The 14,155-nt window shown below is 47.2% G+C and carries 14 protein-coding genes; all 14 read right to left on the bottom strand.

Going from position 1 to position 14,155, the window contains the following annotated elements; genetic code table 11:
• Positions 1-68: 68 nt before the first annotated feature.
• Entirely contained in the window at positions 69-773 is a 705-nt protein-coding gene (locus FD37_RS01630; protein ID WP_045808035.1) for an MIP/aquaporin family protein, read from the bottom strand.
• 326 nt (positions 774-1,099) lie between these two features.
• Positions 1,100-1,915, bottom strand: coding sequence for a MerR family transcriptional regulator (locus FD37_RS01625; protein ID WP_056963018.1), 816 nt, complete (start codon positions 1,913-1,915; stop codon positions 1,100-1,102).
• Between the two features lie 188 nt (positions 1,916-2,103).
• Positions 2,104-3,054, bottom strand: coding sequence for a zinc-binding dehydrogenase (locus FD37_RS01620; RefSeq protein WP_056963015.1), 951 nt, complete (start codon positions 3,052-3,054; stop codon positions 2,104-2,106).
• A 145-nt stretch (positions 3,055-3,199) separates the two neighbouring features.
• Positions 3,200-4,288 (bottom strand): DNA alkylation repair protein, encoded by a 1,089-nt coding sequence (locus tag FD37_RS01615; RefSeq protein ID WP_056963013.1) that lies wholly within the window; start codon positions 4,286-4,288, stop codon positions 3,200-3,202.
• A gap of 427 nt (positions 4,289-4,715) precedes the next feature.
• Positions 4,716-5,114: a hypothetical protein gene (locus FD37_RS01610; protein ID WP_056963011.1), complete on the bottom strand. Its 399-nt coding sequence runs from the start codon at positions 5,112-5,114 to the stop codon at positions 4,716-4,718.
• Between the two features lie 419 nt (positions 5,115-5,533).
• Positions 5,534-5,806, bottom strand: coding sequence for a hypothetical protein (locus FD37_RS01605; RefSeq protein WP_024526705.1), 273 nt, complete (start codon positions 5,804-5,806; stop codon positions 5,534-5,536).
• Positions 5,806-6,624, bottom strand: coding sequence for a GH25 family lysozyme (locus tag FD37_RS01600; protein ID WP_056963009.1), 819 nt, complete (start codon positions 6,622-6,624; stop codon positions 5,806-5,808). The genes FD37_RS01605 and FD37_RS01600 overlap by 1 nt, the downstream gene beginning before the upstream one ends.
• Entirely contained in the window at positions 6,617-7,045 is a 429-nt protein-coding gene (locus FD37_RS01595; RefSeq protein ID WP_056963007.1) for a hypothetical protein, read from the bottom strand. Before FD37_RS01595 ends, FD37_RS01600 begins: the two co-directional genes overlap by 8 nt.
• 56 nt (positions 7,046-7,101) lie before the next feature.
• Complete coding sequence (locus FD37_RS12725) at positions 7,102-7,320, bottom strand: XkdX family protein (RefSeq protein ID WP_147007661.1); 219 nt, start codon at positions 7,318-7,320, stop codon at positions 7,102-7,104.
• Position 7,321: 1 nt separating this feature from the next.
• Positions 7,322-7,681: a hypothetical protein gene (locus FD37_RS01590; RefSeq protein WP_056963005.1), complete on the bottom strand. Its 360-nt coding sequence runs from the start codon at positions 7,679-7,681 to the stop codon at positions 7,322-7,324.
• Positions 7,682-7,698: 17 nt separating this feature from the next.
• Complete coding sequence (locus tag FD37_RS13090) at positions 7,699-10,242, bottom strand: hypothetical protein (RefSeq protein WP_263862262.1); 2,544 nt, start codon at positions 10,240-10,242, stop codon at positions 7,699-7,701.
• Positions 10,235-10,474 (bottom strand): hypothetical protein, encoded by a 240-nt coding sequence (locus tag FD37_RS01580; protein ID WP_056963003.1) that lies wholly within the window; start codon positions 10,472-10,474, stop codon positions 10,235-10,237. Before FD37_RS01580 ends, FD37_RS13090 begins: the two co-directional genes overlap by 8 nt.
• Positions 10,471-11,562, bottom strand: coding sequence for a tail fiber domain-containing protein (locus FD37_RS01575; RefSeq protein WP_056963001.1), 1,092 nt, complete (start codon positions 11,560-11,562; stop codon positions 10,471-10,473). Before FD37_RS01575 ends, FD37_RS01580 begins: the two co-directional genes overlap by 4 nt.
• Positions 11,559-14,153: a phage tail spike protein gene (locus FD37_RS01570; RefSeq protein WP_056962999.1), complete on the bottom strand. Its 2,595-nt coding sequence runs from the start codon at positions 14,151-14,153 to the stop codon at positions 11,559-11,561. Before FD37_RS01570 ends, FD37_RS01575 begins: the two co-directional genes overlap by 4 nt.
• Positions 14,154-14,155 lie beyond the last annotated feature (2 nt).

The raw sequence follows: 14,155 nt of genomic DNA, 5'->3' as shown, positions 1-14,155 counted from the left end.
ACATGGGTCAACGTCCGAGACTCTTTTTCGTTGCCGCCACCCTTGATCTGGTGACGGCAATTCTTTTTCTATTGCAAAATGGCTTGTAATCCCGCCGCTAAGAGGCCGCCAACTAGCGGCCCACACATCGGTACCCACGCGTACGACCATTCGGCCTGGCCGCGATTAGGCACCGGCAACAGGGTATAGGCCAGCCGCGGGCCCCAGTCCCGGGCCGGGTTCAACGCGAAGCCGGTCGTGGTCCCCAGGCCCATCCCCACGACGGTGATCAGCGTTCCGACGATGAAGGGCTTGAGCCCCTGGGTAAAGTTCCCGAGGTTTAGCAGAATGAAGACGAACGCCCAGGTGGCGATGGTTTCCGATAAGAAATTAAAGACCGGATTGTTGATGGCTGGCCGGGTCGCGAAGATGCCCACCGTGTTGCCCTCCGCCGGTTTAGTGGCCAGAAAGTGTGGGTAGAACTGCACGATCACGATGGCCGCCCCCACGAAGGCTCCCAGGAATTGTCCCAGCAGGTACGGGACGACCTGGTCCCACGGGAAGAAGCCAAACGCCGCGAAGCCCACGGTGACCGCCGGGTTCAGGTGGCCATCGGACCCCAAGGCCCCGGCCACGTAGACGCCCATCGTCACGGCAAGCCCCCAGGCGATGCTCACAAACGTCCAGTTCGACCCAGTCCCATAAGTCTTCTTCAGGTTAAGACTGGCCCCGGTCCCGGCCCCCAGCACGATTAGAATCAATGTCCCAAAAAACTCACCAATAAATCCGTTCACGTGAATCCACATCCTCATTATGTATTTGATCAAACAACTTGCTAAATGGAACCTTCCGTTAGTGTACCACGCGCACCGGGAGATTTTGACCCTTTAGCCAAAAAATATTCTTCACAAAACGCGCCGTGCATCAAGGATGGTGACGCTACCAGGATTGACCCGGCTGTTCCCCGCCAGCTGTCAAGTTTTCGGCCATTTTTCCTTCACTTGTGGTGACCTGGGAATGTCACCGTCATTTTCGGACGGTTATTGTTACTATTTAAATAACAAGTTTTTCTTAGCCACTGGTGCGTGCTTTCATCCCGTTTCACCAACGTCGGCGGACCTTACCGGGCTTGGGGCTTCACCCGGTACTCCAGTTGTCCATCGGGGGAGCCCCCGTGAGCGGTCAGGGCCGCATCCCCCAGATTGAGTTGCCACAGATCGGCGGTGACGGTCAGCTGCCGGTCCCGGCAGAGGCGCTGAATGGCCGCCAGCCCCCGGCAGATTCCCGGCGTGGTGTTCTCGACGCGGACCACGACGAACTGCCCGGCCGACTTTTCGATTCGTGGCAGGGCCCGGTCAGGAATCGCGGCGGTCGCCTCCTTGATGATCCGAAACCCGGCCTGCTCATAGCCCATCGGCGCCGCTTCCGGCAGGTCCGTGATGAAGCCCGACTGGCCGGTCTTCATCAGCGCCAGGTCGCCCAACTGCTGGTAGAAGGCGGCGAACAGCTCCGCCACCTCCTCTTCGGTACAGGAGGCAGCTGCGGTGGAGCACCAAAAGACTTGCCGGGGCCGCTGCACCAGGCGTGGGACGTAGTGGGGCAACGGTGTCGGCGCTTGTTGCTGCACCTTTTGATCGATAATGCTGCGAATCCGGCTGAGTTCAGCGATCTGTTGGTCGAGGCGATTCTGAATCGTCACTAACTGAGGCCCTAGTTCCGGAGTCGCCTGTCCCTGAACCGCTTTGATTTGACTGATTGACAGTCCCAACTTCCGGAGACCCAGAATGAATAAGAGGTCATAGAGCTGCCCATAGTCGTAGTACCGGTATCCCGCGGCATTTTTCTCGGCCGGACTGAAGACACCGGCCTCATCATAAAAAATCAAGGTGCGCCGCGTGGTGTCGGCTAACCGCGCCATTTCACTAATCTTTAACATTTTTTGCCTCCCCATTGCGTTCGTCGTTTCTCTAAGCTTACCAGAATTCTCCCGGTTAACAGTGGGCTGGCATCCCCTTTTTCAAAAAACGGACCCGAGACAATCCGTCCGAGGCCCGTTACTGTGTGCTGATATGGTCGTCAATCGACCGCGGGGTGCGCTGCATAACGAATCACCCTTGAGCCGTTTCAATCCGTCGTCACGATGACCTGACCCATGGGCCGGTCGTGCTGCATGACGTAGGTCTGCGCCGCTTGAATCTCATCGAGGGGAAAGACCTTGGCAATCGGAATTTCTAAGTGGTGCTGGTTGATCAGCTGGAACATCTCCTGCATCCAACTATCGTAGACCGTGCCATCGAAAATGGTCGCGTAACGGCGCCCATAAAGGTTCTCAAAGGGATCGAACTGGTTCCACAACCACTTGCCCGCCAAGAGGCCGACCAAGGTATAGGTGCCGCCCGCCTTCAGGTGACCGAGCGTGTCTTCCAGGGCTGGCGCACCAACCATGTCCACGATCCCGTCATACTGCACCGTCGTCGCCAAAGTTCCTTGATCATCCAGAACCGCCTCGTCGGCGCCCAACGCCGTGAGTTCCGCCAACCGTTCCGGCCGCCGGGACGTCGCCGTGACTGTCAGTCCCAAGACCTTGGCCAGTAAAATCGCGGCCATGCCGACACCGGTCGTTCCGCCCCGGACCAACAAAGATTGCCCAGGTTTAAGATTGGTGTACTTAATGGACCCGAAGGCCGTATAAAAGGTCTCCGGATAAGCCGCCATCTGCGCCCACGACCCGTCAAACTCGACCGCGTGTAACTGGTCATCGGGGACCAGCGCATACTCCTGCTCACTGCCGTCAAATTCGCGACCGAAGCCGCCGTTGATGGTCACGACCCGTTGTCCCTTTTTGAGGGAACTATTGGTGGCGGGCTCGGCGACCTCCCCCACGGCTTCGATACCAATGACCCGGGGAAACTTCACGGACGGTGAGCCGCCCTCACGGGTCAACACCTCGTAGCGGTGCACGGCAAAGGCGCGAATGTGCATGACGGTCTGAGTCGCCGTCGCAACGGGAATGGGCCGTTCCTCGATTTGTAGGACCTCGGGACCGCCGGCTTGATGAATGACAACTGATTTCATGATTAAGTCTCCTTGTATTGTATGGGATAAACGCTCAAAGTCTATCCTAAACTGTCCCGTAGCGTGACAGTCAAGACCCGCCTCGCAAATTTGAAGTGATTTTCGAATGGCTGCCGCCACGGGTGCCATGAATCAGGGCCGGCACTTACGCCTCCGTCAGGATGACCCGGCTAGCGGCGATCGGTTGGGTGTTGACCAATAACTCGATAACGTGCTCCCCAGCATACAGGTGCCGGGTGGTCAACTGCCGCCACGGAATCGTGACCTCGCCCGTCAATTCCGCCCCCGCGGCTAACGTGACGCGCTTGAGGAAAAAGTCCTTGGTGGTCGTGGCCCCGCGTTGCCGCACGTAGTGAACCCGATATCCCAGATATAGTGGCAACTCGGTCGCCGCCGTTGACCGGAATTGGTAGCGCAAGCGCGTGGTCTGCCCGATCTGCGCCAGCTGGTGGGCCGGGGTAAATTGGATCGACCGGACCTGCTCCTTAGCCGTCAGGGCATACCCCTGCAACGCCAAGACCGCCGGATTTCCCTGCTTGAACAGTGTCCGGAGACCCCGGGTCAGCATCCAATTGGTCTGCGAAGTTTGGTTCCAGTACCGTTGTGCGAAGGTCACCACCAATTCCGGGTGATCCTTGCTGATATCGTTCAGATTGTTGGCGACCGACTTTTGAACGTAGGGACTTTCATCGGTGATCAGCTGCTTCAACACCGCTAAAACCGGTAAGGGGTCGTCAATGAACTGGGTCAACCGGATGCCCCACGGCAGGCGGGGACGCATCCCCTCACTGGCCAGCCGGCGCACGTCCGCATCCGGACTCTGGGTCCAACGCCACATCTGCTGGCTGGTCGCGGCGGGCTCCCGCACCAAAAACGGGCGAATGGCAAATTCGGCCGATGAGAACCGGGTCAGCTCGGCAAGCAGGTCCATCGAAAGCGCCCACTCGTTCAGGCCGTAGGTGGCCACGTAATGCGGCAAACAAACGGCGGCCAAGCCCGTAAACTGCGGTCCGACCGCCCGAATCAGCGGAGCTGCCGCGGCAAAGTCCGCCGGCAGCTGGTCATGCAAGCACGTCACGATCCGGTCCCGCCGCTCCATAAGCTTTAACCCTTCCCAATCCGGGGTTTGGCACGCCGCCTCAAACCGGTCGCCGTCAAAACTCGGAAGCTGTTCCTGAAAGCTCTGGCCTAAGCGGTGTAGGAACGCGGGGGAATAAAGATCTTTTAGATTCATTGATGGGGGCCTCCTTAGTTCTGTTTCACTATTTTTGTTAATTATTGCTAACTGATGGCGTTAAACCATCTATCCGTTCCACAAAATCATCAATTTACCATCCATTTTACTCATTCTCTGCGTCCGGTTCATCCTTTTAATGATTTTTTATTTTAAACATTACCGCCATATAGAAAATAGCACTCAACAGATTGCTGAGTGCCCTACAACAATATTAAATTCAATTTTTTTATATTGTGTGTAGTGTTAGTTTATTAAAAACCAAGTATCATCAAAAACAGCTGTTCCAATCTAGCCTGAAATCCAATAACGCTATCTGGCTATTGCTAAATTTAGCCGCCATTTTTTGCTACAGTTTCCAACTACTATAGCCATGGTAGCTTCACAATAACAACTAAGTAGCGTTTCTTTTTGTAAATCATCCAGGTTAAAATTTCGTCTTATATAGGGTGATATTGTCATAGATGGTTTTCTTTATGCTCTTGATATGAATGTGACGCCCTCTTTTAACCACCTTATATTTGATGTTAGCACCAAGCCACAAGCCATTAGCCTTTGCATATCCTTTCAAAATATAAGCAGATTTTGTTTTCTTATAAAATGGGTGCCATACAGTCACCGCAGGCATCCCCATGTGACCAACTCCAAAATCCTTCTTCGTCACCTCAAAGCTTGTCCATCTATCCTTCTCCTGAAGAAACCATACTCCACGAATAGCTTTAGGTGTTCCCTTATGCCAACTCGATGCATCAGCAGTTACTGGTAACATTAAAACAATTCCAAGTGCTGACGTTGTTAAGGTCAAAATAACTCTTTTAATATTCATCCTGCATCCTCCATAAAAAACGATTATTCCCCGAATCCAGGGCTAGTATAATCTATTTTGGAGAACAATTATTTGGCTTTACGAAAGCTGTACACTTCTAAAACTAAATCTTTACCGAAACCAGCCGGCAACTAAGCGTCTACCCATTCCTCCACCGCAACTTGTTTTCTTTCGTTTTACCAACGCAACTCCACCGTTTTAGCGCAAGCAAAAACGCCGCCAAATCAACGTTTGACGGCGTTCCACATAGATATGAGATGTTAATTTAAGGAGAGTACAGGATTTTAGCATGCCTATGTATCAATGATTACAACCCAAGTGTGCAAAAAACGTGCAAAATAAAAAAGGTCACCCACCTCCTAAGAGATGAGTGGCCTTTTCAGTTTACAAATAGTACCTGGATAAAACTTAGTTTATCACTATTTACTTTTCAGTTCACGTACATCGTCTTCAACATTGTCTAGGCGTTCGTTGATAACTTTATGCTCGCTTCTGCTAGTGATGAAATCTTCACGCAGCGTATTTTGCGAATCAAACAGCCGCTCAATCCGCTGGCTGCTATCCTTCATGCTTTGAGCAATGTCTTGCAGCCGATCCGTGAAGGGCTTCATAACAACCATCAAAGCCGCATAGATACCCGCGACTACAGCCAAAGCCAAGGTGATTAATTCGATCCAACGATCAAAGGTCATTACTTCCCACCCGACTTTCTGACCAACTTTACATAGTCCTTGTTAGCTGAGATGTAACCAACGTCAGTCTTAATCCGGTACACCTTACCGTACTTGACGGCCTTACCATAAATGGTACTGCCCTTGGAGAAGTGAATACGGCGCTTATCAGCCTTGTCTAGGGCTGGCTTGCCATACACGTTAACCTCACTGGTAATCACTTCGTACAGGCCGTTATCAGCCCAGTATGAGGCTTTTTTAGGTGTTACCTTGGTAACCTTACCAGACAGCTTACCATCGAAATCATAACTGCAATCTACCCCGTGCCAGCTGTCGGTATATTGCCAAGCGTTGGCATTAGCTACCCCCGGTTGACTGACACCGTAAGCGGCCACCCAGATTGCTTTATCTACCAGTTGGGACCGATTAATTCGGCCAGAATTGAACCAAGAACCTGATCCATACGTAATCACATTCTTGTACCCGTGACTAATCAGGTACCGAAGAAATACGTTAACTTGGCTGGTCGTGTAATAGGGTAAGCCTGGTGCTTCAACATCAATTGCAAGTACCGTGGACTTATCTAATCCCATCTTCTTCACCCATGATAGAAAGTACTGAGCTTCAGCTGTTCCCCGGCCATGGAAGAAATGGTAAACCCCAACGGTATCGAATACTTTGAAGCCATTGGCAATCTGGTTACCAGCCTTGGGACTGAGATAACCAGTGCCTTCTGTTAGCTTTACCATAATCCCATCAGCACCCCAACCTTTGAGTTGCTTCATGTAGGCCAGAGAATCAGATTGGTATGATGACAGGTCAACAATCTTTTTAGTCATTGCTATCAGTCCCTTCTGATGGGGTAATGACCTCCGTTGGTGCTGGTACAGAGATTGGGGCATGATTATCTCCACCGGCTACCTTGTACGCTTGATAAGCCTTCTCAACCAGCCCTGAGATAGTTTGAACATCTAAGTTGAAACCATTGGCTGTTAATTGAGCGTTTACGAAGCGGATTGCTTCCTGCTTACGGTCAGACTTAGATAAGCCAGCCATGACTGCCATTTCAGGTACAATGGTATTCGCCAAGTTTAATCCCACTTCTAAGCCTTGCTTAACATGAGTGTTCTTTTCCGTCTGAACCTTACGAGTTAGAAGTGGCTTCAATAACTTGTACACGGCGGGAATTAACACCATTAAGAAGGCGAATACCCCTGCATTATTAAGCCAATTGAACACATCTGTAATTTCTTTGAACATAATATTCCTCCAATTTTGGGTAAATTAAAAGCACTGACTAACTGGCTGAGTAACTGCTAGTTAGTGGTGCTTGTGGTCGTTGCTTGAGTTGTTGGTGTTTGAGTTGTCGGTGATTGAGTTGTTGGTGCTTGAGTTGTCGGTGCTACATAATCATCTCCGGTGATCGCCTTGTAATCTTCAGCGGTAATCCCATCTGGTAATCCCACGACTGTTGCTAACGTTTCCTTGGTAATTGTCTTCCAGTCTTGATATGCCCATGTAAAAATTTGTACCATATTATTTCGTCCCCTTTGCTGATTGACTGAGTGCAATTTCTGTAATTGACTGTTGTAACTGGTTAATGTTACCAGCTGATACCGCCTGTTGCTGTGCTAAGGTAGTGGCTGACTGTACTGCTTGCTTGCTAGTTTCCAACACATCGGAATACTTGGTATTCAACTCATCGAGGGATAATTCTGGTAGATTACCCGGATTGAGTACAACCTTTTTATCAGTGTCGTACCGGAATTTGTCGGAATGCTGAGCAAACTGGGTAATCCATGAATCGAGAATGAACACCTTCGTGTACCCGTCTGCTTCAGTATTTTGGTACGCCGTGATGAAACCATCTGTATCATAAGTGATGTAAATAAACATGTAATCGTCCTTTCTTTTTATGCTAATTCAGTATATTTAATAGTAGACCCATACATAAGGCATAGATAGTCTGCACTATAAATTTTTAGTCTTGGATAGCTGTCTAAACCAGTATTCATATACAGCTTTGTCCCCGAAAATACTATATTAACTTTGTTTGTCACATATGGACTTTGCTGCATACTTTGGTCATAACAGTAAAATCCGTTTTTATTTGTATTAGTTTTCATACTTATTGCTGTGATTCCTTGTATAATATCGCCAAAATCTGCTATGAGGAATCCAGTAGAGTCTCTTGCTGTGATTGTGTTTGAATTATAGCTACCATTTAAAACTATATTCATTTTTTTATTTGTATCATCTACTTGATACAACAAAGATATGTTTGTTAATGCAAAGACATTCGGTAAACTCTTCATATACCAAGCTTTGTCTGCAATGCTTTTCAAGTCAGCCGCGGTTGCGACATCGACACCTCCTGACTTTAATCCCGCCGTGAAGTTTGTGGCTTTAGTAGAGTCAACCATGTTAGCAGTCGCAGTGCTGACAGCCGTTGTAACATCAGACTTAGTAGCCACGTCAATTCCAGACTTTTGAAGTTTTCCTGTAAAATTGGCATCTTTCGTGGTATCTGCAAGTGTTGATGGAACTGCCGGTACACCATCTTTAGTAATGTATGGATTACCCGTTGTCTTATCAATTGGGGCAGTATCAAAAGTGTTCTTACCCGTAAACTCTTGGTCTGAACCCGTTCGTGCTAGGTCACTTGGCAAACCGCTTGCTAGTAATAACGGATTATTGTTAACAGTTGGAACGGTATCAAAGTTGTTAGCACCAGATAGGTGGGCGACTTTGGAATCATCAGCAGGTGTGTAACCAATTTTATCTTGTTTGGCGTTAACCTCTTCAATCCCCGCTACATCACTAGCTGGTTTACGCATATCGGTGACGTTAACCTTATCTTCTGGAGCTGGTGTCCAATCAGTAGCTACTGAACCTTTTTCTAATTTAAATTCTTTAATGTATCCAGTTCCTGCGACATCACTCTTGTCAGCGCTTGAATCAGACTTACCATTAATGACTGGATGACTCAGATAAACCGTTATATAGGAAACGCCTGTTTGACTTTTGGGAACCGTAAACGTGTTAGTGCCCCGCTGGTAATCAGTTGAGATAAGTGCATCCGTTTCCGCTGAAAATTTCCACGATGAATCATGTATGACAACGAATACGTTTTGATTGCATTTGACTGCCTTATCATCTACCTTCGCACTAAACGACACCGTATAGGTTTTGCCTGGTGTCAATTCGGTGATACTAGCCAAATTATAATAATAGAAGTCGTAAGCCTTGCCTGTAAACTCTTGTTCACTGTCCTTAACTAGGTTACGTCCACCAATGGTATCCGATAACTTATTGAATGGCTGTACCTTAGTTCCATTAAGTTGTTCAGTACCATTTTTATTATCAGTAACTTTTGTGCTTAGTCCATTGTTTAAATCAGTAACAGTAACGTAGTTGCTTAAGTCTGGGCTTACACTTCCGCAATTTTTCCATGCTCCAGAATCCCAAACATACAAATCTGTACCAACAAAATAACAATATCCTTCTTGATTTCCAGTCGTTGGAAGTTGTGAAGCGTTATTGACTGTACCTTTAACAACTAACCCAGCGCCAACAGGACCTTGAGGGCCAATTGGTCCAGTAGCACCCGTTGCGCCCGTATCACCTTTTGGCCCTTGCGGACCCGTATCACCTTTATCACCTTTTGGCCCTTGAATACCTTGTGGACCCTGAGGTCCAGTTGCACCCATATCACCTTTATCACCTTTTGGACCTTGAATTCCTTGAATACCTTGAGGCCCTTGTAATGGTCCACAATCTTTCCATGCGTTATTTGTCCAGACATACAGTTCTTCGGCAACTAAGTAACCATCTCCTTCGCTAGCCGTTGCTGGAAGTTGGGAAGTAGTGTCAACCTTGCCTTTAATCTCTAGTCCTTGTCCGGTATCGCCTTTTGGACCTTGCAATGTGGAAACTTTGTTAGTTAAGTCAGTCTTAAGCTGGTCAAATTCCTGCTGAAAATCGTCCAGACTCATAACCGGGATAACATCACCAGAGTCACTCATAACATTATCGGTAATGGTGAATCCTTGTGGATCATCGCTCGGAAAGATGGCGTTGTAAGTGGTCGTATCAGTTGATGAGGTAGTGGTACTTGTGGTTGCACCATCAGTTAATCCTTCTTGGCTACCAGGTGTTACTAGGCTGGATAAGGTCACCCAAACTTCAATCGTATAATCATCGGGTACTAGGGCGTTCATGACCTCAGCATCCACCGGCATGGTAATCAATCCGGCCAATGGTTGCGTGATAGTAGTCATATCAATCGACTTGTCGAATACATAACCGGTATCGTTGGCAACCTTTACATCAATTGATTTAGCATTAGTTAAGTCGAAGGCTGAACCGTCTTGGGTAATCGCCAAGTTGAAACTGGCTGTGGTATCGAGGTATTTAACCTCATTGTTACCATCAGTGAAGTACAGTTCTTTACTCACTTGCACCGCCTCCTAGGGCATTCATGGCTTCAGTTTTCAATCGAGTTAGTACCAATCGCTTAAACCCAGCCCACATATCTTCCTTGGTTGACCCAGAGAAGGCTGTAGAAGCTTCATCAGCCGTTGCATCGAAGTTACCATAGGCTTGGTGATTGGTACCACTAAAAACAACCGTGTAGACAACGTGAGTGGTGTTATCTGAGTTCTGCTTGACATCTAAACTTGTAATCATTGAATGTTCTTCCTTTCTAATTGTGCGATTCGGTAGCTGAGTTCATCTATCCGCTGGTTGGACTTCTTCAAAGCCGCCAATAAAATTGAAATGGTATTGGACTCGTTCAGATAGTAATTACCATTTTCATCCGTGCTAATCATGTTATTGTCAATACTTGCAGACTTTTTACCAACCTCATTAATGTCATCAATAATCGGTCCAATATGTTGGGAATTAGCAGAGTTATCGGAATTCTTGTACTTCCATTTTTTAACATCCGTGTTCATGACAGCTGATAAGGCTTCATCTGGGGAATAATCTGTCACATCTCGTTTAGCAGATAAGGCGGACTTCAACTTTGAGCCACCAGCATAAACATCACCGGCATGTATATCAATTGTGCTACCTGACTGATTGTGGAAATATATAGCCATCCCACTAGTCGGAGATATTGCAGAATTTCCACCATTAGTAGCGCCACATTTAACACTTTCAGAAAGATAAGTCCACGTTTCTGGCTGTCCAATATGCGTGTTAACATGGTATGCGGCAAACGTTTGTCCTTTTATATAGGTATCTCCAATGTTTCCAGTATTTGCTGTAATATCATCGGTTCTAATGCCACCATTAGCAACGGTATATTGATTAGAACCTGACGCAATGAACTTAAAGTAGCTACTACCACTTACTGCTGAAAATCCATTCTTATCAAGTGTTATGGTCCCGTTAGCACTGTTTTCAGTTATTTGAGCACCGTTGATAATGGCTGAATCAAGTGTTCCGGCGGTAACGTGCCCTAAATCAGCTGTTAGTGCCGACAACTGATTAACACTTAGTGCCTGCTGGTCCCACTTTTTAACCTGCCATTGGCCGTTAGTATAGATATACATAGCTGAGGCAACATCATTGTTAATAACTGTCCACATATCACCTTCGTTATGTTCCTTGCCATCATCGAATGGTGTGCTGGTTGAGACCGTTGTTTTCCCGTCCATGGTGGCTACCGTATTCTTCATCTTATCGGCTAAGTCATCGGCGCTATCTGAAGCGTCTTGGGCTAACTTAGTTGCCTCGTTAATATCGACTGAACCCGTTGCAATAATCATCCTTCAACCACCTCCTGATAAGTCTCGCCGTCATCAATATTAAAATCAGAATCATCATCACTGGCACTATCTGAATCGTCAGAATTGTCAGGGATTACCACTGGCTCTTCTACCTCGGTATTTTCCCCTTCATCTTCTGCTGGATAAGTGACGGCTAAGTCCTTGCTATCATCGCGGATACCAATTGGGATCGACCATAAGCCAGAATGACTAATCATGGTATTATGAGCCGCGTCTCGGTACTCGCTGACATTGAATCCGATTATTAGCTGGTCATGAGCTAAGTCAGGGTATATCCCTTCTGGCTCAAAGTGACCACCATATTCAATTGGTACAGTCAGCTGAATATCCTGACTGGGTTCTATCTGGTAATTAAAAATGACTGACTGAGTAATGAGATTGATACACATTAATAGTCGGTCATCCTTATTATTGACGTCCCCAGTGGTAAAGAAGGCATATGGATAATCAATTGAGTTAGCTTGAATCGTATTATATGTGCCATTATTGGTAACCCCACTTGGTACCGGATTCCAACCGAAGTCTTGCAACTTGAAGCGAATAATTGGGAAATAATGACCAGCTTTCAAATCCGAGATATTACATACTTCTACGGTTCCATCCATCTGACTCCCAATCCATAATCCATTGGTTAGATCAACGTTAGGCCGGACATATGTTTCCATCTCGCACCACTTAGTTACCGTACTGGAACCACTGGTAATCACGGCATGAGGGGTGTATGGAAAAGTTGCTAACCAATTCTTGCCACCACTCAAATCCTTAATCTGGGAGTAGATAAGATTGTTGGTTTCATCGTAGCCGAAGGAAGAGCCATGTTGACCTCCTTGAACGATCATGGAATCAATTAACTTGCCATCAGCACTCCAATGTAGGTATTGGCAATCGCTTAGATTGGACTGATTTTGCTTTCCCTTGTACGCATAGCTGGCAAGTATCTCGCCATTACTCATTTTGTAAGAAAATTGCAATGCCCCAACGTGATTATTACCGAACTCATCAGGGTTACCATCAGTGGTCTCCCACAACTTTTTGAAGGTACCGTCAGCGTTGGCTCCAGTATCTATCCACATTTCTGATTCATCTTTAACGAATGCGTCATCAATTGATACCACTAAGCTACCAACAAATGGTGGGGTAATGGTGACTTCATAACCGTCTTTTGAATGCTGACTCTCCCAAGTTAGATTATGGGTACCATCTTGTTGAATATACTCCCAGTTGAAAGCCGCCGCTGATAAGAAGGAGGTAACATTTTCCCCTTCAATGAATAACCTTGCGATTACCCTTTTACTGGTATCAGTATTCGTCCATGATTGTCCCAGTGGGGTAATTAAGCTGATACTAGCAGCATTTTGGTTCTTTTTAGCGTCTTCAAACAGCTTTTTTACGTGGTCGTTCCATCGCTGTTCCATGTTTTTAATAAAGTTTGGAGTAACGACTGTAACCGTTGAAAATTCCCCGATGACTACCTTATTTTGAGTCGGGTCACTCTCACTAGTTGTCCGTTGGATTACTCTGGCTTGAAGAGTTAATACTGGGGACATAGTCAGGTCGATTACCTTAATGGTGTCACCTAGTTGGGCATCAAAATCGCTGGTTACATCAACGGAATAATTGACCCGAGGGTGGTTATACAGTCGTAACGTCTTCAATCCCAGCGATAGTAAGGCATCGGGTTCACTGACAGTTGAACTGGTAATACTACCCTCCAGCCAGGTGTTGGCATCATTGTTGTACCGGCTATTAGCAGAGGCATCAGTGACAAAGTTACGACCGCCGTTACCTTTGGCTGTACTGATTGAAGCTCCACCGGAGCCATAGACGTACAACTTGGTAATCAAGGTGGTGTCAACTGTCTCTCGCTTAATACTAAGCATGTTGTCACCATAAGTGATTCTTCGGCCAGTATTCTGTCCCCGTTGGTCGGATAATTCCAGAATGGTATCAACCACAATTCCAGAACTATCTAACTTAACGTATCCATCAGCTTCACAATCATAAGTAGTCAGGATTGTTTGAAGCAAAGTTTGAGAAGAACTCTCACCATCAATGGAAAAATCTGAAAGTAGTCCAGAAGTCGCATTATCAACCAGTGTTATCCCAGTACCAGCAAGAATCCAGTTCATAGCGGCGGGTAAGGAACACTCTTTAATCTCTTTTTTGGTTGGGATTGTCTTACCGAGTCGCCATATTAAGAGGTTAATGGCATCAGCTGAAACAAGGTTAGTGCCAGAAGTGGTATCCATCGTTTCATCAACGGTATATATCCGGTATACCCGCCAGCGATCATTAGCTTGGTCATAAGCCGCTAAGTGATTGCCTACTCGCAAGTATTGAGCCGCTGGACTATCCGCTGTCATCGTTAGCCCAGTGAAAGTATCATTCCAACTCTTAGAATTGGCGTTGGGGTCAGAGGTATTGGCTAGACTAGCTTCGGTAATACTGTCGTTTGAGCTGTTATCATCAGCAAGCTGTTGCTGAATAGTTTCACCCCAGAAGATATTGGTATCACTGGTCGTATCTAAGGTGGCGACCCGTTTGAGGTTCTTATCAAGAATGACGTACACAC

Origin of the sequence: Levilactobacillus spicheri DSM 15429, from assembly GCF_001435095.1 — a bacterium.
GTDB lineage: Bacteria > Bacillota > Bacilli > Lactobacillales > Lactobacillaceae > Levilactobacillus > Levilactobacillus spicheri.
Note: the sequence above shows the minus strand (reverse complement) of the source record. Positions and strands in the feature narration are given on the sequence as shown.